General features: G+C 39.8%; 19 protein-coding genes. 14 read left to right on the forward strand and 5 right to left on the reverse strand.

Going from position 1 to position 23510, the window contains the following annotated elements; all coding sequences use genetic code 11:
• Nucleotides 1-5 precede the first annotated feature (5 nt).
• The 3 genes from ABZP26_RS07730 (at nucleotide 6) to ABZP26_RS07740 (ending at nucleotide 3506) form a co-directional block, all read left to right on the forward strand.
• A complete protein-coding gene (locus tag ABZP26_RS07730; protein ID WP_368485576.1) occupies nucleotides 6-479 on the forward strand; it encodes a DUF1456 family protein in 474 nt (157 codons plus the stop codon).
• A gap of 387 nt (nucleotides 480-866) precedes the next feature.
• A complete protein-coding gene (gene gdhA / locus ABZP26_RS07735; protein WP_368485577.1) occupies nucleotides 867-2219 on the forward strand; it encodes an NADP-specific glutamate dehydrogenase in 1353 nt (450 codons plus the stop codon).
• A gap of 180 nt (nucleotides 2220-2399) precedes the next feature.
• Nucleotides 2400-3506: a GGDEF domain-containing protein gene (locus tag ABZP26_RS07740; protein ID WP_368485578.1), complete on the forward strand. Its 1107-nt coding sequence runs from the start codon at nucleotides 2400-2402 to the stop codon at nucleotides 3504-3506.
• 45 nt (nucleotides 3507-3551) lie between these two features.
• Here the strand turns inward: ABZP26_RS07740 and ABZP26_RS07745 are convergent, their stop codons facing one another.
• Nucleotides 3552-5285: an AMP-binding protein gene (locus ABZP26_RS07745; protein ID WP_368485579.1), complete on the reverse strand. Its 1734-nt coding sequence runs from the start codon at nucleotides 5283-5285 to the stop codon at nucleotides 3552-3554.
• A gap of 331 nt (nucleotides 5286-5616) precedes the next feature.
• Complete coding sequence (locus tag ABZP26_RS07750) at nucleotides 5617-6063, reverse strand: DUF3010 family protein (RefSeq protein WP_008110482.1); 447 nt, start codon at nucleotides 6061-6063, stop codon at nucleotides 5617-5619.
• A gap of 565 nt (nucleotides 6064-6628) precedes the next feature.
• On the opposite strand from ABZP26_RS07750, the gene thrS reads away from it, so the two are divergent.
• From thrS to ABZP26_RS07800, 10 genes are all read left to right on the forward strand, one after another.
• Nucleotides 6629-8539 carry a threonine--tRNA ligase gene (gene thrS, locus ABZP26_RS07755; protein ID WP_024601037.1) on the forward strand — a complete coding sequence of 637 codons (1911 nt, stop codon included), beginning with the start codon at nucleotides 6629-6631 and terminating at the stop codon, nucleotides 8537-8539.
• A gap of 59 nt (nucleotides 8540-8598) precedes the next feature.
• Nucleotides 8599-9159 (forward strand): translation initiation factor IF-3, encoded by a 561-nt coding sequence (gene infC / locus ABZP26_RS07760; RefSeq protein ID WP_368485580.1) that lies wholly within the window; start codon nucleotides 8599-8601, stop codon nucleotides 9157-9159.
• 212 nt (nucleotides 9160-9371) lie between these two features.
• Nucleotides 9372-9572: a 50S ribosomal protein L35 gene (gene rpmI, locus ABZP26_RS07765; protein ID WP_004587840.1), complete on the forward strand. Its 201-nt coding sequence runs from the start codon at nucleotides 9372-9374 to the stop codon at nucleotides 9570-9572.
• Nucleotides 9573-9587: 15 nt separating this feature from the next.
• A complete protein-coding gene (gene rplT / locus ABZP26_RS07770; protein WP_008110477.1) occupies nucleotides 9588-9950 on the forward strand; it encodes a 50S ribosomal protein L20 in 363 nt (120 codons plus the stop codon).
• Between the two features lie 287 nt (nucleotides 9951-10237).
• Nucleotides 10238-12055, forward strand: a complete 1818-nt coding sequence (locus tag ABZP26_RS07775; RefSeq protein WP_368485581.1) for a M14 family metallopeptidase — start codon at nucleotides 10238-10240, stop codon at nucleotides 12053-12055.
• Nucleotide 12056: 1 nt separating this feature from the next.
• Complete coding sequence (locus tag ABZP26_RS07780; RefSeq protein WP_128583582.1) at nucleotides 12057-12698, forward strand: MBL fold metallo-hydrolase; 642 nt, start codon at nucleotides 12057-12059, stop codon at nucleotides 12696-12698.
• A gap of 84 nt (nucleotides 12699-12782) precedes the next feature.
• Nucleotides 12783-13241: an Lrp/AsnC family transcriptional regulator gene (locus ABZP26_RS07785; protein WP_008110469.1), complete on the forward strand. Its 459-nt coding sequence runs from the start codon at nucleotides 12783-12785 to the stop codon at nucleotides 13239-13241.
• 114 nt (nucleotides 13242-13355) lie between these two features.
• A complete protein-coding gene (locus ABZP26_RS07790) occupies nucleotides 13356-14912 on the forward strand; it encodes a SulP family inorganic anion transporter (protein ID WP_008110467.1) in 1557 nt (518 codons plus the stop codon).
• 258 nt (nucleotides 14913-15170) lie between these two features.
• On the forward strand, nucleotides 15171-16244 hold the full coding sequence (locus tag ABZP26_RS07795) for a sensor histidine kinase (RefSeq protein ID WP_008110465.1): 1074 nt from the start codon (nucleotides 15171-15173) through the stop codon (nucleotides 16242-16244).
• Nucleotides 16241-17065 carry a LytTR family DNA-binding domain-containing protein gene (locus tag ABZP26_RS07800; protein ID WP_008110464.1) on the forward strand — a complete coding sequence of 275 codons (825 nt, stop codon included), beginning with the start codon at nucleotides 16241-16243 and terminating at the stop codon, nucleotides 17063-17065. The genes ABZP26_RS07795 and ABZP26_RS07800 overlap by 4 nt, the downstream gene beginning before the upstream one ends.
• Nucleotides 17066-17125: 60 nt before the next feature.
• On the opposite strand, the gene pyk is transcribed toward ABZP26_RS07800, so the two are convergent.
• Nucleotides 17126-18562 carry a pyruvate kinase gene (gene pyk / locus ABZP26_RS07805; protein ID WP_008112452.1) on the reverse strand — a complete coding sequence of 479 codons (1437 nt, stop codon included), beginning with the start codon at nucleotides 18560-18562 and terminating at the stop codon, nucleotides 17126-17128.
• Between the two features lie 350 nt (nucleotides 18563-18912).
• Between pyk and gndA the strand changes: the two genes are divergently transcribed.
• Nucleotides 18913-20286: an NADP-dependent phosphogluconate dehydrogenase gene (gndA, locus tag ABZP26_RS07810; RefSeq protein WP_013464864.1), complete on the forward strand. Its 1374-nt coding sequence runs from the start codon at nucleotides 18913-18915 to the stop codon at nucleotides 20284-20286.
• 66 nt (nucleotides 20287-20352) lie between these two features.
• On the opposite strand, the gene ansA is transcribed toward gndA, so the two are convergent.
• Nucleotides 20353-21363: an asparaginase gene (gene ansA, locus ABZP26_RS07815; protein WP_008112456.1), complete on the reverse strand. Its 1011-nt coding sequence runs from the start codon at nucleotides 21361-21363 to the stop codon at nucleotides 20353-20355.
• Between the two features lie 70 nt (nucleotides 21364-21433).
• Entirely contained in the window at nucleotides 21434-23299 is a 1866-nt protein-coding gene (sppA, locus tag ABZP26_RS07820; RefSeq protein WP_368485582.1) for a signal peptide peptidase SppA, read from the reverse strand.
• Nucleotides 23300-23510 lie beyond the last annotated feature (211 nt).

The raw sequence follows: 23510 nt of genomic DNA on the forward strand, positions 1-23510 counted from the left end.
TTACTTTGACAAATAACGATATTTTACGCCGTATTCGCTACACCTGTGATTTAACTGATTCAGCTATGGTTGATGTTTTCGCCGCAGCAGCGCAGAGCGTAAGCACTGAGCAGGTGATTGCATGGTTAACTAAAGAGGGCGAGCCTGGGTATACCCCAATAAGTGACACTGAATTTGCGGTATTTTTAAATGGTTTTATAAATACCAAGCGTGGCAAGCGTGAAGGTGAGCAGCCAGAGCCTGAAAGTAAATTGAACAACAATATTATTTTTATGAAGCTACGTATTGCTTTAAATATGAAAGCAGAAGACGTGATCGCGACCTTGGCGTTGGTTGATTTTGATTTAAGTAAACATGAGCTAAGCGCATTTTCACGTAAAGTTAAAAACAAGCATTACCGTGTGTGTAACGATCAAATATTGCGTTTATTTTTAACCGGTGTACAGCGTACTTTTCGCCCAGATGGCGAAAAAGCTTAATGCATTTTATGGAGGTTGAATACGACCTCCATTTTGACCTCTCCACATTTACTCAATTATCAGTCTATCCTTCTACAACTTCAGTCTCATAAAGCAGTTTATTTTGTCGCTCTCGTAAAAATGTAGAGTCGTATTTTGTTTTACTATTTTTTTAATACTTTTAACGTGTTATTCATTCAAATGGGTATTTTTAGCATATAAATTCTTTTTTAATGAGTTTTTATACAAAAGAAACAACAATTTAATTCAACATCAAACACGTGCATCCAGTTTATCTATGATGTTAAAGTGTGAAAATAATGATCGGATAATTAATTTCTTCACTAACAATAGCATTGATCATTTTTCCTATTTCAAATTAAAAAATACCTACATGGAAGAATAAATATGAATTATATACACACAACCATTGCGCAGTTAAAACAAACGAGCCCTGCGCAATGTGAGTTTTATCAAGCAGTGGAAGAAGTGCTTGACTCACTTGAACCTGTATTTGCGCAAACAGGTCATTACCAACAACAAGCAATTATTCAAAGAATGGTAGAGCCAGAGCGCCAACTAATGTTTCGTGTGCCTTGGGTTGACGATGAGGGCAATATTCAAGTGAATAAAGGCTACCGTATTGAATTTAATTCGGCGTTAGGGCCTTACAAAGGCGGCTTACGTTTTCACCCGAGTGTAAATGCCAGCATTATAAAGTTTTTAGGCTTTGAACAAATTTTTAAAAATGCACTAACGGGCTTACCAATTGGTGGGGGAAAAGGCGGTGCGAACTTTGATCCTAAAGGACGCTCTGATGGCGAAATTATGCGTTTTTGCCAATCCTTTATGAACGAGCTATACCGCCATATTGGCCCGACTACCGATGTACCTGCCGGCGATATTGGCGTAGGTGCCAGAGAGATTGGCTATATGTTTGGTCAATACAAACGCTTAACAGGGCGTTATGAAGGGGTGCTAACGGGTAAGAGTTTACTTTGGGGTGGATCGCTTGCCCGTAAAGAGGCTACAGGCTATGGCGCTGCCTATTTTGCTAATAATATGCTTGAAGAGCGTAACGATAGCTTATCGGGTAAGCGCTGTTTAATTTCAGGCTCTGGTAATGTGGCTATCTATGCCATGGAAAAGTTATATCAACTTAATGCAACGCCAATTACCTGTAGTGACTCTAAAGGCACTTTATACGATGAGAATGGTATTGATTTAAAGCTGATAAAACAGCTCAAAGAGCAATCAAGAGGGTGTTTAAGTGACTATTTAGATAGTCATTCACAAGCCAAGTATACGCCTCGCGATGACTACCCAGAGGATGGTCATACGGTATGGCGCTACAGTGCGGATGCGGCATTCCCTTGCGCCACGCAAAATGAATTGACCGAAGCGGATGCAAAAGCGCTACTTGATAATGGCTGTAAATTAGTATGTGAAGGAGCCAATATGCCCTCAACCAAAGAAGCGATCGATTGCTTTATTGAAGCAAAAATAGCTTATGGCCCGGGTAAAGCGGCAAATGCCGGTGGGGTGGCAACCAGCCAACTAGAAATGGCGCAAAATGCCAGTATGCAAAGCTGGACGTTTGAAGAAGTTGATGAAAAGCTCAAGCAAATAATGAAAGATATTTTCACAACAGCAAGCGATACCGCAAAAGAATTTGATCAGCCCGGTAATCTATTACTAGGCGCTAACATCGCTGGTTTTAGACGTGTAGCAGATGCAATGATTGAACAAGGCGTTGTATAGTAGCGCCTCGGCTATTTAATTAACTCTCTACTTTTATTCGTTATATCCTGAATAAGAATTGTTCAGGATATAGCAAAAATAATGTATAATATTATTTAATAAGGTAAATTTAACTCGCTAATTAATAACAATAAACTATAGTGTGGATAAGGATCAGTGAGCTTATTAAGGAGAGTGCAGGTGCGACTTATTCCCGCAATTTTTTATTTTTCAAGTGCGACAGAGCACGACTTCCAAAATCAACTTAATAAAAGCTCAATGCGCCTTGCTGATGCATCACTCTACCTTGTAACACTTTTTTTATTGTCTTTTATTTTTATGGCTTGGTTTAATCAACAAGAGCCTGCTAATTCAACCATAACAATTTTACGTGTAGTTATGGTATTGCTATCGATAGTTCTGATTATTATAAATAAAACACTAAGTTCAGAGTACTTACATTCGCGCTTTTTTATTTATGCGGTTTTATTTTGTTTTTTATTTAGTTATTTCTTCTGGGTATATGTTCAGCGTTACGGTGAGTTGAAAGAGGGAGGGCCTATGCTTGTAGCGGCTGCATTTATAGCCATACCGATGCTGCACTTAGGACATAAACTGGTTTTATGGTCAATAATCGGAATTGCCTTGATATTTATTGAGCTTTTTTCTTCTACTTCGATTGTATGGACACTTTATTTTTATTTTAGCATGGTGATTGTATTGGCTATTGTGCAATATCAACTAGATACCTTATTAAGAAAGCAATATAAAGCGGAGTTATTTGAAACGGAAAAAGCCAACACCGATCAGTTAACAGGTATGCATAATCGGCATAGTTTTGATCGGCGCTGTAAAGCATTAATTAACAAGTTAGCGCCATCACAATATTTAGGGTTAGCCATGATTGATGTCGACTATTTTAAAAAATATAACGATAACTACGGCCACTTAGAGGGAGATAACGTACTAATAGCAGTAGCAAACCGATTAAAGCATTGTGACGCTGATATTGTGGTGCGTTTTGGTGGTGAAGAATTCATATTGGTAAAAACATTGCAAGCGAATGAGCTAGATTGGTTAAGTGACTTACCTAAGTGCTTCGCAGACGACCCCATTGCACACCAATATTCACCTTTTAACCGTATTACTGTCTCTGCCGGTATTGCAATTGATCAATACACGACATACAGACCTTCAATAAAATCATTGTTAGCAACAGCTGATGTAGGGGTTTATAAAGCTAAAAATGCAGGACGAAATATCAGTATTACCGATTTTGTTGACCCTAAACAACCTGAAATTGAGTAAGACAATGCAAAGCACTAAGCTGATAGTGCTTCGCATTGAATCGGATTACGAAAATGCAGACTCGGCGAGCTCTTCTTGCATTTGTTCACGCATTTTAAATTTTTGCAATTTGCCGGTTACCGTCATCGGGTAATTTTCAACAAAGCGAATGTATTTAGGTTGTTTAAAGTAGGCGAGTTTATCCTTTAAAAACAGACGAATTGCTTGCTCATCAAGCACTTCACCTTCTTTAGGCTGGATCCAAGCACAGACTTCTTCGCCAAATTTTTCATCACTAATGCCAAAAATAGCGGCGTCTTGTATACCCGGATAGGTGTAAAGCACTTCTTCAATTTCACGCGGATAAATGTTTTCACCACCACGAATAATCATGTCTTTAATTCTGCCAACAATGCTGACAAAGCCCTCACTGTCCATTACCCCTAAATCGCCCGAGTGCAGCCAGCCGTCATTGTCGATAGTGGCTTTGGTTTTCTCTTCATCATTCCAGTAGCAACGCATAATGCCGGCCCCACGGCTACATACTTCACCAGGCTGCCCGATTTTTTGAATGTCACCAACCTCATCAATAATTTTTACTTCGGTGTGTGCAAGTGCTCGGCCAACCGTAGTGACTTGACGCTCAATAGAAGAGTCGGTTTCGGTAATGTTATTAATTGGGCTGCATTCTGTTTGCCCATAGGCAATTACCACCTGATTCATATTCATGAGTGTTTGTACTTTACGCATCACCTGTTCAGGACAAGTTGAGCCTGCCATAACACCCGTTCGCAGTGTACTTAAGTCATACTCGTTAAAGTTATTAAGCTCTAACTCGCTTATAAACATAGTGGGTACACCATGAAGGCCGGTGCATTTTTCTTGTTGTACCACCTCTAATGTGGTTTTTGGATCAAAAGAATCACTTGGATAAATTGCAGCGGCCCCTTTACTGACACACAATAAACTGCCTAATACCATGCCAAAGCAGTGATATAGCGGAACAGGAATACAGAGCTTATCGCGCTCAGTAAAGTGCATAGCTTGTGCGACTAAAAGCGCATTATTCAATATATTTTTATGTGTTAGTGTTGCACCTTTAGGGTTCCCGGTGGTGCCAGAGGTAAATTTAATATTGATATCTTGATTGCAATCGAGGGTTTTAGCCACCGCTTGAAGTTCTAATTTATGTGCATCGGTGGGCATGCTCATAACCTCATTAAATGAGAACATCCCATCGACGGGTTCATCACCAATACAAATTACATTTTTTAACGTGGGTAATTTGGCTGCGGTTAACTCACCTTTGTTACAACGGCTAAGCTCAGGTGCTAAACTTTGCAGCATATTAATATAGTGGCTGCCTTTAAATTCAGTGGCGGTAATAAGCGTAGAACACTCCACACTGTTTAGTGCATATTGCAGTTCACTGGGACGATACGCTGGGTTAATGCATACCATAATGGCACCTATTTTAGCGGTGGCAAATTGTGTTAAGCACCACTGTATATTGTTCGGTGACCAAATACCGACCCGTTCACCAGGTTTTACCCCTAAAGCCAGTAACCCCATAGCAAGTTGATTAATCTGCTGTTGAAATTGCTTATAGCTTAAACGTATATTTTGATGGGCAACGACTACGGCCAGAGCGTCTGGGTTATTGTCGACAATGGTGTCAAAGTAATCGCCTATGGTTTGTTCTACTAATGGTGTGCTCTGAATTCCTTTAAAATAACTGCTTGATAGCGGTATAGTGTTTATTTGCTCTACTTCTTTTATCACTTTTTGTGTCGCTTTCATGACATACTCCATGTTTTTATTTTTGAGAGGCCTGCTGTTTAAATAAACACGAATTGTCGACAAAAGGAAGAGGGTTAGACTAATGTATTATACCAATCGGCAATAATACTAAATCATTTTGAGGGGGCAAATCAGACGCTAGCTGTGTTAAAAATTTCTCATTTAGAACAACTAACTAACGAAATTTTTGCTTTGATATCGACACGATTTTCCTCCCTCAAATTAGATCACTTAGTTAAGCGAGTTGGTATTACTGTTTTTATGTAGAATTTAAAGACAAAAAAACGCGTACTCTCTAGCGAATACGCGTTTTTATAAGGATGTAATTAATTTACATTTCGTCGCTGCGATACGTTTTTTTCATGATGTAAACGTAAGCATTAACAAATGCATTTTCTTGATACTTTTTAAGACCGGTGTCTTCAAACGCGATAGGTATCGGATTACGTTTTACTTGTTCTTTTATTTCGGTGGTTGAAAACACGCGTACATCGAGATTATCGATTAACTGAATAGCGGTTTCCATTTTGAATCCTTTAGCGCTGCCAGCAAACTTACCTTTAGGTTGGCGTTCGCGAATGGCAACCGAATCAATTTGGTAATCTTGCATTAACTTGGCAAAATCAAACTGAAACTTACGCATTACTTCAGTGTCGTTACCGTTACCTAAGGTAAAGCGTGTTTGGCGCACATCACGAATATCAAAAACGTCATTATCTTTACTTAAAATACAAAGTAGTACATCACTACCGGTAATTTCTACACCACATGTTCTCATTGCTAATCTCTACTATAACTTAATTACCCGTTATTATACGCAACACGCATTAAAATGCGAGTTTAAGCACTTACAGTGGTGTTTTTGTTAGCGCTTAACGTCCATTCGTCATTTTGATGTAACAAGGTCTGTTTATCTTTGCGGCTAAATGTGCAGCCCTCCTTTTTTTAGCCAAGACAGCGCTATGGTTTGTTTACTTTAAATAGGTGTGAGCGTTGCTCAATTTTTTACTTAGCGCCAGGTGATAGCTCCCGGGCTTTAACTAAATCGCCCCTAGGTTGAACAAATCCTAATATAGAAAGCCAACAGACTCCTATTAAACGTTATTAATTGCACTTTTATTGTAAAATTGGGTGGTTTTTAATAGCTTAAAACTTGTAATTAATGCTGCAGCACGCGACAATAACTCTCTTGTAGTTGAGCAGACTCAGCATCTACATTAGCCATTTTTGGCGAAAAATAGTCAATGCTTATTCGTAAAAGCGTTGTCGAGTCATTCTCATTTAATTAATTAAAAATACACGTGATACATTGTAGGTGTCACCACTGTATGTAAGGATTTATAATGCCAGTTATTACTCTTCCTGACGGTAGTCAGCGTAGTTTTGAAAACCCTGTAAGCACACTTGATGTAGCAAACGATATAGGCCCAGGTCTTGCTAAAGCCACCATTGCGGGTCGTGTTAATGGCGAACGCGTAGATGCGTGTGATTTAATTAGTGACGATTCTCGTCTTGAGATCATTACCGCAAAAGACGACGATGGTCTAGAGATTATTCGCCACTCGTGTGCGCACTTAATTGGTCATGCTGTTAAACAACTTTTCCCTGATGCAAAAATGGCGATTGGTCCAACAATTGATAACGGTTTTTACTACGATATTGATATGGAACATTCGTTATCTCAAGATGATCTTGATGCCATTGAAAAACGTATGCTACAGCTTGCAAAAACAAACTACGACGTAGTGAAAAAAACCGTTAGCTGGCAAGAAGCGCGCGACACTTTTGCAGCGCGTGGCGAAACATACAAAATTGAAATACTAGACGAAAATATCGCACAAGATGACCGTCCAGGTTTATATCATCACGAAGAATACATCGATATGTGTCGTGGTCCTCATGTGCCAAACATGAAGTTTTGTCAAAACTTCAAAATTATGAAAGTGGCCGGCGCATACTGGCGCGGTGATTCTGAAAACAAAATGCTACAGCGTATTTACGGCACAGCATGGGGCGATAAAAAGCAACTTAAAGCGTATTTAAAGCGTTTAGAAGAGGCTGAGAAGCGCGATCACCGTCGTATCGGTAAAGCACTCGATTTATGGCACTGGCAAGAAGAAGCGCCTGGTATGGTATTTTGGCACAACGATGGTTGGAGCATTTACCGCGAGCTAGAAGATTTTGTGCGTGAAAAATTACGTGAGTACCAATACGAAGAAGTGAAAGGTCCAATGATGATGGATCGCTCTTTGTGGGAAAAATCAGGGCATTGGGAAAAATATTCAGAGGCAATGTTTACCACTGAATCTGAAAAGCGTGAATACGCAATTAAACCAATGAATTGCCCAGGCCACGTACAAATTTTCAACCAAGGTTTAAAATCGTACCGTGACTTACCACTGCGTATGGCAGAGTTTGGTTGTTGTCACCGTAATGAACCATCAGGCGCGCTTCATGGCTTAATGCGTGTACGCGGCTTTACCCAAGATGATGCGCATGTATTTTGTACAGAAGAGCAAATCATGGATGAAGTATCGGCCTGTATTAAAATGGTTTACGATACCTATGAAACATTTGGTTTCGAAAAAATTGTTGTTAAACTTTCAACTCGCCCAGAGCAACGTATTGGCGAAGATGAAATGTGGGACAAAGCAGAGCTTGCACTTGCTGACGCACTTAAAGCAAATGACATTGAATTTGATTATTTACCAGGTGAAGGGGCGTTTTATGGCCCTAAAATTGAATTTACTTTGTACGATTGCTTAGACAGAGCGTGGCAGTGTGGTACAGTGCAACTAGATTTTGCATTACCGGGTCGTTTGGGCGCTACTTATGTAGCTGAAAATAACGAACGTCGCACACCTGTCATGATACACCGCGCTATTTTAGGGTCTATTGAGCGCTTTATCGGTATCTTAACAGAAGAGTACGCTGGTTTATTCCCAACGTGGCTTGCGCCTAAGCAAGTGGTGATTATGAATATCACCGATAAACAAGCACCTTATGTGCAGGAAATTGTACAAAAATTAAATAAACTTGGAATTAGAGCCGCTGCTGACTTGAGAAATGAGAAGATTGGCTTTAAAATCCGAGAACATACACTTAAGCGTATTCCTTACTTACTGGTTGTTGGCGATAAAGAAGTTGAACAACAAGAAGTAGCAGTACGAACTCGCACAGGTGAAGACCTAGGCAAATTTAATGTCGATGATTTTATCGCTAAAATCAGTGAAGAAATCAAAAATCGACAGTAAAAATCGAGCGTGTAGGGCAATCACAAACAGCCAACTACACGCTTATATTATTGATATTCTTGGAGGAACGTACCATTAGAGGCGGCAAGAAAGGGCAACAAACAGCTCAAAAAAATCGTATTAACGAAGAAATTACAGCGCTAGAAGTTCGTTTAATCGACATCGACGGCGAACAAGCTGGAATTCAGTCATTAAAAGACGCGCAAGCTATGGCTGATGCAGCGGGTGTTGATCTTGTAGAGATCAGTCCAAACGCTGAGCCGCCTGTTTGTAAGGTTATGGACTACGGTAAGTTCATCTTTGAAAAAAGCAAAGAACTAAAAGAGCAGAAGAAGAAGCAAAAGCAAATCCAGATTAAAGAAATCAAATTCCGTCCGGGAACGGATGAAGGCGATTATCAGGTTAAGCTGCGCAACTTACGTAAGTTCTTAGAAGCTGGCGATAAAGCTAAGATAACTATCCGCTTCCGTGGTCGTGAAATGGCTCACCAAGAAATTGGTATCGAATTATTAAACCGTATTAAAATCGATTTAGAAGAGTTAGCAGTTGTTGAGTCTTTCCCAAATCGTGTTGAAGGTCGTCAAATGGTTATGATGATGGCACCGGTTGCTAAAAAGTAATAATTAGGCGATAATACGCACCGAATTTAGCTCAGGTTTGCAAGTGATGTGAAAATGTCCACCTGAGTTAACCGGTTTTAAAGTAAAATTGCGGTATTTATATCGGGTTTTCACCGGAACATAGCAGTAAGTTAGGCCTTTAAAGTGGAGCTATAGCAATATATCTCACGCCTTCTTACTAAATTTAAAGCAATACAATTGGAGTTATTGCAATGGCTTACAAGCTAAAAAGTCACAGAGGCGCAGCTAAGCGTTTCAAAAAGACTGCTTCTGGCGGTTTCAAGCGTAAACAAGCGCATCTTCGTCACATTCTGACTAAGAAAACTTCTAAGCGTAAGTTACACCTACGTCCTAAGATGATGGTTCATAAAAATGACCATGGTCTAGTTTCACGTATGTTACCATTCGCTTAATAGGGGTTTTTAGAAATGGCAAGAGTTAAACGCGGCGTTGTCGCACGTGCACGTCACAAAAAAGTTTTAAAACAAGCGAAAGGTTACTACGGAGCACGTTCACGTGTTTACCGCGTAGCTTTCCAGGCTGTTACTAAAGCGGGTCAATACGCTTACCGTGACCGCCGTGCTAAGAAACGTACTTTCCGTCAACTATGGATTGCACGTATCAATGCTGCTTCACGTCAAAATGGTCTGTCTTACAGCCGTTTTATCAATGGTCTTAAAAAGACATCTGTAGAAATCGATCGTAAGATCCTTGCAGATATCGCTGTTTACGACCAAGTTGCATTCGCAGCGCTTGTAGCAAAAGCAAAAGAAGGCCTAGCGGCAGCTTAAGTTTTTGTATAAGTAATGAAAAGGAGCCCATGGCTCCTTTTTTTGTGCCTGTAATTTATTATCTTTTTTATGCGCTTGTAGGCTTTTTCCTTTATTTATTACCGTTGTGTGTTCGTTTTTTTAGGTACTTATTAGCCCTTTTTATTCAGTAGATGTTGATAGCGTGGCTGGGCTGCAACTAAAAATGCCGTTGGCTGTATTTTTTTGTTGAACCACCGCAGTTTTGGCAACTAGAAAAGTTTAATTGCTATAATTTTTCTTAATTAATGGGTTTGTTAGAGAAGTATATGTTTATAAGTTTATTGGTTTTATCTGCAAGTATGGCAAATAGCAATCATTTACCGCCATTATTACCATGGGAAGGTAGTAGTACCTCACTATTGCAACAACAGGGACCCTTAACCACAGACTTTGAAATTTCTGCAGGAGTCTCGTCTCCCAATTATGCTAATACCATGGCATTTGTTGATAGATTAGTGGCGGCGAATCCCACTCAATTTAAATCAAAAACGATTGGCTATAGTAATAGTAAACGAGCAATAAAAATGTTGATTGCCAGCGAACAAGGTTTTTTTAATGCGGGGCAAATGGCCAATAGCACCAAACCAACCGTGCTTATTCAGGCTGGTATTCACGCTGGTGAGATTGATGGTAAAGATGCGATGTTTATGCTGCTTAGAGATATTGCTACGGGTAAACGACGCGATATATTAAAAAAGGTAAACATTTTATTTATCCCAATATTAAACGTTGATGGTCACGAGCGTAGTAGTGCGTTTAATCGTATTAATCAGCGTGGCCCTGTAAAAATGGGTTTTAGAACAAACGCAAATAATCTTAATTTAAATCGTGATTACACTAAGCTTGATACGCCAGAGGTTAAAAGCGTCCTTCAAGTAATTAATGATTATAATCCGAATTTGTATATTGACGTACACGTGACTGATGGGGCTGATTACCAATACGATGTAACCTATGGCTATAACCCAGTATTTGCTAGCGAGTCGCCTGCCATTTCAGATGCGCTTAACCGTTATTTTAAACCAATGATTGATCAAACCCTCACTGAGCAAGGCCATACTCCGGGCCCTTTAGTGTTTGTTATGGATAAACAAGAATTTAAATCAGGGCTGGCCGGTTGGGTTGCCACACCGCGGTTTTCAAACGGGTGGGGTGATTTAAAGTCATTGCCTACCATTTTAGTTGAAAACCATTCTTTAAAGCCATACAAACAACGCGTGTTAGGGACTTATGTGTTTATAGATGGTGCTATTGAAGCATTATCAGCGCATAAAGATAAACTCGCTAATGCAGTAAAAAAAGAACAAGAATTTGTTCCTAAGCAATTAATTGTTAAGCGTGGTTATTCTGAGCAGCCTGATCATATCGCGTTTAAAGGTATTGCTTATTCTAAAAGCCTGAGCCCATTGTCAAATCAACAAGAAGTAAGCTATTTGGGTAAAAAACAGGATTATGACAAGCTGTCTATTTTTTGGCAAAAAGAGGTGCAGCACACGGTTGAAGTACCAAAATCATTTTTTATTCCACCTGTTTACACCGATATAATTGAGAAATTAGCCCTGCATGGGGTGTCAGTTAATAAGCTCAGTGGTGCCAACACTCAGCCATTAAAAATGGCAAAAGTAGCGCAATATAGTTTTGATAAAGCGCCATTTGAAGGGCGTTTTAGAGTGTCGGCTAGTTTTGATTATGTACCAGCTACAAATGTGGATTTAGATGGTTGGTTTGAAGTGAGTACGCAGCAAAAGGCAGGAGAGTTAGCTGTCCACTTGCTACATCCTGAAGCACCAGATTCATTTTTTGCTTGGGGGGAGTTTAATACTATTTTTCAGCGCACTGAATATATGGAAAATTATGCTTTGATACCGTTTGCTGAAAAAATGCTTGCTGATGACCCCAAGTTAGCCCAAGAATTTGATAAAAAAGTAAACCAGGATAAAGACTTTGCTAAGAACGCTGAAGCACGTTTAAATTGGTTATATGAGCATAGCCCATTTTATGATCAAGCTTATTTGAAATACCCAGTTTTAATGTCATACCAAGAGAATATAGTTATTCCAGCACAAAAAGATAAAGAAATATAAGATGAAAATAATCACTATTCCCGTAACCCCGTTTATGCAAAATTGCCGCATTATAGTATGTGAACAAACCCAGCAAGCTGTCGTGGTCGACCCTGGCGGTGATGCTGAAAAAATTAATGCATCACTTAAGCAGCATAATTTATCATTAGCAGCGATTTGGTTAACCCATGGGCATTTAGATCATGTAGGCGCTGCGCATAATTTACGCGAGCAACACAAGGTAAAGATGATTGGGCCTCATGAGGATGAACGTTTTTGGTTCGACAATTTACCGATGCAAGCCACTATGTTTGGCTTTAAACCGATCAACTCCTTCTATCCTGATGAATGGTTAGTCCATGGTGATAGTATCAAGATTGGGCAGCTTGAATTTAAAGTACTTCATTGCCCAGGGCATACGCCAGGGCATGTTGTGTTTTATCAACAAGCACAGAATACGGTTATCGTCGGGGATGTTATTTTCAAAGGTTCAATAGGGCGTACCGACTTTCCTAAAGGCGACAGCAAGCAGCTAATCGACTCTATAATGCAACATATCATGACATTACCATCGAACACTGCAATTTTAAGTGGCCATGGTGACAACACCCATGTTGCTCATGAACAGGCTACTAACCCATTTGTAAGTGGCCAGTTTGGTTGATGTGCATATTTGTTAAAAATAAGCAGACTGCTTTTTAAAAAGGCTGTATAATTTAACCAATTTATTAGATAAATAAGAAATAAAATGTCTCTAAATCACGTAGATCGCCAAATATTGGCACTTTTACAACAAGATGCAAGTTTATCAACTGCTGAGATTGCAGACAAAGTCGGACTTTCTCAGTCTCCTTGTTGGCGTCGTATTGCTAAATTAGAACAAGATGGCTACATCAAAAGTAAAGTCGCATTGCTTGATGAAAAAAAGCTGGGCTTTGATATGTTGGTTTACGCCCATGTACGTTTATCAAACCATGGTAAAAAGAATTTAGCTGAGTTTGAAAAATTAATACTTAGCTATGATGAAGTGACTGAATGTTACACCATGGCTGGCACTATGGACTTTATGTTGCGTATTATTTCTCAAGGCATAGAAGGTTATGAGCACTTTGTACGCGATAACTTGCTTAGCTTAGAATATGTACAAGAGGTTCATTCTAATGTGACCATGACGTGTGTTAAACGAAGCACGGCACTGCCACTTTAAACTTTACTAAGCAGCTAAAAACACACAGGCTGAATTAACTATAATTGTGAAATGAGCGCTAATTTGATAAAATCTAGCGCTTTTTTTGTTAGCGAAATAAAACTGAGGAACTCAATGTTTAACTTACTCAGCAGAGCGCCAAGCTCTGCTAAAAACGATATTCTCTCTGGATTGACAGTGGCACTTGCCTTGATCCCAGAAGCTGTTGCATTTGCCTTTGTTGCAAATGTAGAACCTCTTGTTGGTTTATACGCCGCATTTATTGTGGGCTTAATTACGGCTATTTTTGGTGGTCGTCCGGGTATGATTTCGGGTGCAACCGGTGCATTAGCGGTTGTGATGGTAAGTTTAGTACTTGATCACGGAGTGGAATACCTATTTGCCACTGTGTTGCTGATGGGACTACTACAAATATTGGCTGGGGTATTTAAGCTCGGTAAATTTATTCGTATGGTTCCGCACCCTGTTATGCTCGGTTTCGTTAACGGTTTAGCGATTGTTATATTTTTAGCCCAGCTTGGACAGTTTAAAGTGCCTGATGGTGCTGGCGGTCAAATGTGGATGACGGGCAGTGCGCTTTACATCATGTTAGGTTTAGTGGCGCTAACGATGGCAATTATTCACTTTTTACCAAAATTAACTACCGCGGTGCCTTCATCACTGGTTGCTATTGTTACTGTAACGGGTTTAGTGATTGGTCTTGATTTAGAAGCACGTACGGTACTTGATTTCTTAAAAGGCATGACAGGAAATGAAGCTGCAACCATTGCCGGTGGCTTACCACAGTTTCATATTCCTATGGTCCCTTTTAACCTAGAAACACTACAAATTATCTTTCCATATGCGCTTATTCTTGCAGCAATTGGCTTAATTGAATCGCTGTTAACGCTAAGCTTGATTGACGAAATTACAGAAACCCGTGGCCATTCTAATAAAGAATGTATTGGCCAAGGTGCGGCCAATGTCACATGTGGTTTCTTTGGTGCAATGGGTGGCTGTGCCATGATTGGCCAATCTATGATCAACATTAATTCAGGTGGACGTTCGCGTTTATCAGGTATTAGTGCCGCATTGATGTTACTTGCATTTATTATCTTCGCTTCAAGCTTAATCGAAATGATCCCACTGGCCGCATTAGTTGGGGTTATGTTTATGGTAGTGCTGGGTACGTTTGAATGGGCGAGTTTCAAAATGATGAAACGCGTGCCTTTATCTGATGCTTTTGTGATTGTATTAGTTTCGGGTGTAACGGTTATTACCGACCTTGCGATTGCGGTGTGTGTAGGTGTTATTGTCTCTGCGTTAGTGTTTGCATGGCAGCATGCAAAACATATTTACACAACTAACTATATTGATAAAGAAGGTTCAAAAGTGTACGAGCTACATGGGCCTTTATTTTTTGGTTCGGTTAAAAACTTTGCTGATTTATTTGATGTTAAGAATGACCCTAAAGATGTGATTGTTGAGTTTAAATACAGTCGCGTTGCGGATCATAGTGCGATTGAGGCCATCGACAGCTTAGCTGACAAATACAATAAAGCGGGTAAAAAGCTGCACTTGCGTCACTTAAGTAAAGACTGTACTGAACTACTTCATAAAGCACGTGACTTAGTTGAAGTGAACGTAATTGAAGATCCGACTTATAAAGTTGCTTCAGATAAGCTTGCTTAAAAAATAAAAGTAAACATTGATAAGCGAAAGGTGGATGCCTTTCGCTTTTTTTATGCGTTTTAAACCATCCGCAAGGGGTAATTGCAACACGAGTTTTAATTTGTTTAACGTAACAACTAAACCAGAACTGAGCATCTATCCAGTGTTTATTTAATTTATTGTTTGCGATAGGGCTATTAAAAAGTAAGACAGTTGGTAGTGCTATACCTGACGATAAATCGATATAATAGTGACAAATTTACAAGGTAATAATTAATTTTGAATTGGCAGTCTTTAATTGATAACAGACAACGTTTTTTCTGGCTTTTGCAAATTGCAGGCTGGATAGGTTATGCGTTAGTTAACTATATTGGTTCTAAAGTATTCGAAATGCGTGATATTTACGTATTCGTTATTTTACTAAACGCCTATGCGGGCTGTTTAATGACTGTGCCTCTGCGTTATATTTATCGCAAAATTTGGAATGCCTCACCTTGGGTATTAATTATTGTTGTATTTGGCGCCTCTTATATAACCGGTACATTATGGGCCGTGGTGCAAAAGTTTAACCTGTGGGAAATTTATCGCCACGGATACCGTCCTGAAGAATGGTTTTATTATTTACAACAAGGACTTGATTCTGTTTATATTATTTTGTGTTGGAGTGGTTTGTACTTTGGTGTTAAGTATTACCAGTTATTACAAAGTGAACGTCAAAAAGCCTTAAAAGCAACCACAATGGCGCACGAAGCGCAGTTAAAAATGCTTAGATACCAGCTAAATCCTCATTTTTTGTTTAATACGCTCAATGCAATATCAACCTTAGTTTTGGTAAAAGAAAATAAAGATGCTAACTTGATGGTATCTAAATTGAGTGACTTTTTACGCTATACGCTTAATACTGATCCAATTAAAAAAGTGCCGCTGGAGCAAGAGTTACATGCATTAATGCTCTATTTAGAAATTGAACGTGTACGTTTTGATGAGCGCTTACAAGTTAATGTGGACGTGAGTGAGCAGGCCAAACAAGCGCTAGTGCCAAGCTTAATATTACAACCGATCATCGAAAATGCCATTAAGTACGCCATTGCCCATATGTCAGAAGGTGGTGTTATTGATATAAAAGCGCAAGTTTTTGCTAATGAATTATTACTTGAAGTGGGCGATAATGGGCCTGGCACTGATATTGAAAATGGTCAGTTAGTTAATGCACAAGGCGTAGGGGTGGCAAACACCCGAGACAGATTAAAAACGCTCTACGAAAATAATTACTCGTTTGTATTATCACATAATACGCCAAGTGGGTTAAAAGTTAATCTGCGAGTCCCGTTTGAGAAGGCTGTGAAGAAATGACAAGAATAAAAACGCTTATTGTTGATGATGAACCATTAGCACGTAAAGGTTTAGCCGTCAGGCTTGAAGAGTTTTCTGATATTGAAGTGATCAAACTGTGTAGCTCAGGTTTTGATGCGATTGAAAGTTGTAAAAACGAAAAAATTGATCTTGTCTTTCTTGATATTCAAATGCCTGGTATGAACGGTTTTGAAGTCGCACGTGCTTTAAGTGAAAGCAGTAAAGATTTACCTGCCATTGTGTTTGTTACGGCGTTTGATCACTTTGCTGTTAAAGCATTTGAAATTCATGCTTTAGATTACATTTTAAAACCCGTTGATGATAACAGATTAAAACAGGCGGTAGAAAAAGTGCATACCTATTTAAAAACTCAGCAGGATAACGCCCATAAGAAAAAACTAGCGAGTTTCGTAGCAGGGATAACAGGCAATAACTGCGAAGAAATTTTAAAGAAATTAGCCACAGGCGATACCCTTACAGATCGTCGTTATCCTGAGTCATTGGCCGTAAAAGAGCAGGGCGAAATTGTCAGAGTACCCGTTGCTACAATACAGTGGGTAGATGCGGCAGGTGATTACATGTGTCTGCATTGCCAAGATGGGCAAACGCATATATTACGTAAAACCATGAAAGAGCTTGAACAAGAATTGGATCCAAGCTTATTTGTACGTGTTCATCGCAGCGCGATTGTTAACACCAAACAAATTAGCAAGCTGGTAACTCAGGTTAGTGGTGAATATTTATTAGTGTTAGATAACGGACAAGAGCTTAAAGTAAGTAGAAGTTACCGTGATAAAGTAAAAGCAGCATTAGCTAGCTAACTTTAATAAATAGCATAAAAAACGCGAGCTTTTAGCTCGCGTTTTTTATGCGCGTTACAGTTACGAAACTGTGACTATTTTCATCGTGTTGGTTGCACCAATCGTTTCCATCGCATCACCGTGGGTAATAATCACGGTATCGCCTGCTTGTAATGAGCCTGCGGCTACGAGTGTGCTTAGTGCATCTTTAACCATGCTATCTTTTTCACATTTTGTAGAGTCAAAAAATACAGGGTAAACACCACGATACAGCGCTGTTTGACCTAATGTACTTGCATGACGTGAAAGTGAATAAATAGGCAGTCCAGAGCTAATACGCGACATCAATTTTGCCGTGCTACCTGACTCAGTCAAGGTGATAATCGCTTTAACAGAGTCTAAGTGGTTAGCTGCATACATAGCTGATAAGGCAATTGATTCGGCATTAGAAGAAAAACGGCTGTCTAAACGATGTTTAGAAACGTGTGTTTCTTTTTGTGATTCAGCACCTAGACAAACACGCGCCATAGTAGCAACGGTTTCTTCCGGGTAATCACCAGCGGCTGTTTCAGCAGAAAGCATCACTGCATCTGTGCCATCAAGTACTGCATTGGCAACATCCATAACTTCTGCACGTGTTGGCATAGGGTTATCGATCATCGATTCCATCATCTGCGTAGCGGTTACAACGGTACGGTTCAATGAACGAGCACGACGAATAATGAGTTTTTGTTTACCCATTAGTGCAGCATCACCAATTTCAACACCTAAGTCGCCACGGGCAACCATAACAGCGTCAGACGCTAAAATAATGTCATCAACTGCCTCTTGTGTTTCTACTGCTTCAGCACGCTCAATTTTAGCTAAAAGCTGTGCATTAGAGCCTGCAGCTTCCGCAAGTGAACGCACATAACGCATATCATCGCCACTGCGAGGAAAAGAAACCGCAATGTAATCAACGCCAATTTCAGCAGCAGTGATTAAATCTTCCTTATCTTTTTCCGTAAATGCAGGTGCCGTTAAGCCTCCACCTAAACGGTTAATCCCTTTATTATTAGAAAGTACGCCGCCAACAGTCACAATGGTATGAACTAAGTGACCTTCAACACTTTCTACGGTGAGTTGAATTAAGCCATCGTTTAATAGCAATAAATCACCAGGGGCAACATCTTGTGGTAGCTCTTTGTAGTCAATACCGACGGCGTTAATATCGCCTTGGCCTTTTTCCATTTTGGCATCAAGAATAAATTTTGCACCAACAGATAAGGTCACTTTGCCTTCTTTGAAGGTTGAAACGCGAATTTTTGGGCCTTGTAAGTCAGCGAGAATCGCGATGTGCTTACCAAGTTTAGTTGCAATATCTCGAACAGCTTGTGCACGGTCTTTATGATCTTGTGCAACACCGTGTGAGAAATTTAATCGAACGACATTTGCGCCTGCACGAATAATTTTTTCTAAGTTATTATCTCTATCTGTTGCAGGTCCAAGTGTCGCGACTATTTTTGTACGTCTTAACATTAAATTCTCCTGTGTGCTTTTTTTAAGCAAGTTGACGGTTATTTTGTTTTTAGTGATTACTAATAAAGAGCAATCTTTAGTTTTATGCAATTTTTATAACATTGCGACTATTATATACAAAATGAATATGTCATCATTATGACACCGGTGTCACAGGGCGTCAATGATCTAAAAATTTAAATAGCACTGCTATTTCTTCCCCTGAGAGGGCGGTTGTTTGATATAATTGCGGCGTTTATTTTAACTGTAATAAATGCATGTAGCTTTGCTCATGGCTACGGTCTGAGTATAATGCACGCGGTATTATTTTAATTTACTAACCAAATAGTTGTTACCGAGGAGGGCACTAAATGCAAGTTGCATTAGTAGGGTTAGGCGTTATGGGGAAAAATCTTGCCCTGAACTTGATTGAAAAAGGGATAACGCTTGTCGCTTATGACAAAAACCCAAATGCGGGTGAAGAATTACTAAGTTGTGCTAAATCACAAGGCATGGCTGATAAACTTCACATTGTCTCTGATCTAGGGGATATGGTTAGGCGTTTAGAAGCACCGCGTTCTATTTTATTACTTGTGCCTGCTGGTGAGTTAGTTGATGCGGTTTGCAACGAGCTTATTGAAGCGGGTGTTCAGTGTAGTGATATTATTGTTGATTGTGGTAACAGTAATTATAAAGACGGTATTAACCGTAAGCTCAAATACCAAGATAAGTTTGAATTTGCCACTATGGGTATTTCAGGCGGTGCCGAGGGTGCACGTCACGGTCCAGCTATGATGGCCAGTGGTTCTGAAGGTGGCTGGGAGCGTGTCGAGCCATGGTTTACAAAGGTTGCTGCAAGCTATAAAGGCGAGTCGTGTTTTGCGCGTGTAGGGCAGTCAGCTAGCGGCCATTTTGTAAAAATGGTTCACAATGGAATTGAATACGCACTCATGCAACTGATTGCAGAAATGTATCAGCTATTGCGTCACGGCACTAATCGCTCACCTAAAGAAATTGCAGAGATATTTAACGAATGGTCTCAAGGGCAGCTAAATAGCTATTTACTGTCAATCTCAAGCCATATTTTATCACTTGAAAATTCGCATAATGTGCCGCTTGTAGATTTAATTGACAATAAAGTAGGCGCAAAAGGCACCGGTTTATGGACAGCACAAAACGCCCTTGAATTAGGTATTGCGGTACCGTCGCTAGTGGCTGCTGTACAAGCTCGTCATTTAACTAATGCGTGTAATACCACTGCCGCACAAGAAATGACGTACAGCGCACAAAATACCACGCAAGTTGATATTGATTTAGACGAGCTAAAAGATGCGTTTACCCTTGCGAGCCTATTGGCATACCGTCAAGGACTTGCATTAATTAAAGGCGCTTCACGAACTCATCAATGGAAAGTTGATTTAGCGAAAACGCTACAAACATGGCGTGCAGGGTGTATTATCCGTGCTGATTATCTAGATAGTGTAGCGCAAGGCGTTGAGTTTATTGATACGCTTGAAAAAGAGTCATTAGCGATGCGTAAAGTGACTGGCCAAGCCGTTATGACGGGTCTGGCGTTTCCTGTGCTTAGTGCAACACAAACCTACTTAGCAACGTTAACAACACCAAGTAATGGGCACTTAGTTCAAGCCCAGCGTGATTACTTTGGTGAGCATGGCATTAAAACCCACAGTGGTGAAACGTGTCATTTAACTGACTTAGTTGATATTGACGCAAAAGTTCGTTAATAAAATCTAAGTAATCAAAAAGGACGCTAAGTAGCGTCCTTTTTTGTTATTCGCTTAACTGATTACTTAACGGGTCAGCTCACCACGCAGGTTATCTTGCATTAAATGGCGAATTGTTTCAATTTCTAGGTTTTGACTAAACAAGTAATGCAGCTTAGTTAAGCATGCTTCTAAGGTCATATCGTAACCGCTGATCACGCCTATGTTTAACAGCGCATTACCCGTGGCATAACCGCCCATGTTCACTTGGCCTTTTAAACATTGGGTTAAATTAGTAATAATAACACCCCGTTTACTTGCTTCATCCAGAATATCTAAAAACTCAGGGTCTTGTGGCGCATTGCCTACGCCAAAGCTTAGCAGTACGAGGGCTTTAATATTGCCATTAACTAAGCTTTTTACTACTTCTTTGCTGATCCCTGGGTATAAATACAGCACGCCAATAGCTTGCGGTGTAATAGGGGTAACTTGGAGTTCATTTTCTACATACGGGCTTAATTGCCCTTTGATCAGCTGAATATTAATACCTGAAAGCGCAAGCGGCTCTAAGTTAGGTGAGGCGAATGCATCAAACCCATCTGCATGGGCTTTGGTGGCACGATTACCTCTGAACAACTGATTATTAAAAAATAAGCTGACTTCTGCAATTGGGTAGTTAGCCGCTAAATACATGGCATTAAGTAGGTTAACTTGACCATCAGAGCGTAATTGAGACAGCGGAATTTGTGAGCCGGTCACAATAATAGGTTTAGTTAAGTTTTCAAACATAAACGACAGAGCTGATGCAGTATAGGCCATAGTGTCAGTACCATGCAGTACCACAAAGCCATCGTAATCTTGGTATTTACTTTTTATGTCATCGGCGATGAGTTGCCAATGAGCAGGTGACATATCTGAAGAATCTATAAGCGGGCAGTATTCATGAATATCAAATAATGGCATTTCTTCACGATTAAACTCTGCGTTATTAACCACGGTTTCGGTTAAAAACCCTTCAGCAGGAATATAGCCGCGAATTGATTTTTTCATTCCTATGGTACCGCCAGTGTAAGCGATATAAATGCGTTTACGTTTCATAAAAAAAGCCCAGTAAAAAAACTGGGCTTAGTATAACGCTAACTGCTAATCAATACAGCCTGTTAAGGCACTATTGTGCAACTGTACACTCTAAACAGCGGGCATAAACACCTTGTGGATCGTTATAATCTTTTAGGTTTTCTACTTCACTGCTTAATTGTTTAATAACACTTTGCAGATTAGCTTGGCTGGCTAATACTGCTGTTTTTTGTGTTTCAAGCCCAAGTACTGATTTAACGGCGGCACTGCCGAAAATATCTTGAAGCATTTTTTCTTGTGGGCTAAGCGATTGCTTAATTGTTTTAACGTCATAGTAGTTAAGCTTTGCAAGCTCTGCAGCTGCTTTAATCGCATCTTGTTTATTACCAAGTTTATCAACTAAACCAAGCTCTTGAGCTTGAGAGGCAATCCATACCCGACCTTGGGCAATTTTATCAACTTGCTCTGGGGTCATATTACGTGCCTCAGCAACCACATCTAAAAAGCGTCCATACGCTTCTTCAACACTCATTTGAATAACTTTAGCCATTTTCTCGTTAAGTGGGCGAGTGATTGAAAAACCTGCCAATTCGGTGGTCGCTACGCCATCTGAATACACGCCTATTTTAGCGAGGGTATCTTCAAATGTCATAAAGGTACCAAATACGCCAATTGAACCGGTAATTGTACTCGGCGCTGCCCAAATTTCATTGGCCGCCGAGGCAATCCAATAACCGCCTGATGCAGCTACTGAGCTCATTGATGCAATAACGGGTTTACCAGCAGCTTTAAGTGCAAGTACTTCAGCACGAATTACTTCTGAGGCAAACATGCTGCCACCGCCTGAATCTATTCGTAAAACCACCGCTTTAACCTTGTCATCAAGTCGCGCTTTGCGAAGTAGGGCTGCAGTTGAATCACCACCAATTTCACCAGCACGGCGCTCACCATCAACAATAGTGCCTTTAGCAACCACAACAGCGACTTTTTCAGTCATAGGGTTATCAAACTCAATAGGCGGTTTTACTAAACTTAAGTATTCACCAAAAGAGACTTGTTTAAATGTTTTTCCATCTTCATTTTCTCCAACCAATTCAATTAATTGTTGGCGAATTTGCTGATTGGTTTTTAATGAATCAACCCATTGGTTATCCAGTGCATATTTACCGGCATCACCATTAGCGGCTTGCATTTTAGCTAAATAAACATCCATTGTTTCATCAAAGTTTGACTCATCAAAAGGACGTACAGCACTAACGTCTTGCTTATATTCATTCCATAAAGCACCAAGCCATACACGGTTTGCTTCTTTAGCTGCCTCTGACATATCGTTTCTGATAAACGGTTCAACGGCCGATTTAAAGGTACCTACACGGAATATATGCTGAGTGACTTCTAATTTTTCTAATGCGCCTTTGAAGTAAAGCGGGTACATACCGTAGCCTTCAATAAGCACACTACCATAAGGATGCATCGCAATTTCGTCTGCATGCGCGGCAATGTAATATTGTGCTTGGGTGTAGTAATACCCTGAGGCAATCACTTTTTTACCGGTAGCTTTAAATGTTTCAAGTGCTTGCGTGATTTGTTTGAGCTTATTTAAATGTGCTTTTGGCATTTCTTGTAAATCAAGCAAAATAGCGCTTATACGCGAGTCTTGTGCTGCTTCATTAATTACTTCAACTACATCGTCGAGCAATATTTCACTGGGTGAGTCAGCACTGGCCGTTGCATCATTAATAGCGGCTTCAACAGGATCTATATAGGTTTTTTCTTCGACAATAGGGCCATTAAGGTTAAGTCTAAGAACAGAGCCCTCTTCGACAATAATTTTATCACCGTCACTTGATACCGATACGATAAAAATGACGACCAAAAATAAAAACAATACGTTGAGTATTAAACGACGTGAGAAGTTGATCCCCGTCCATATACCTTTAAATACCTTTGCTATCAAAATAGCTCCTTAAATTGGTACAGCTAAAACGTTACTGCCATCTTAGCGTAGAATATAAATAAATTTAACTGCTAAATCGTAACGAAACATTTATAAATTCAATTACACTTGAGATTAAACACGTGTTTATTTAATAAATAATTACTGAAATTATGGCTGTAGTCACTACTTTTATCACACGCTATTGGTCAAGATAAACGCAGTTAACAGA

This window comes from Pseudoalteromonas sp. SD03 (assembly GCF_040937955.1).
Classification (GTDB): Bacteria; Pseudomonadota; Gammaproteobacteria; order Enterobacterales; family Alteromonadaceae; genus Pseudoalteromonas; species Pseudoalteromonas tetraodonis.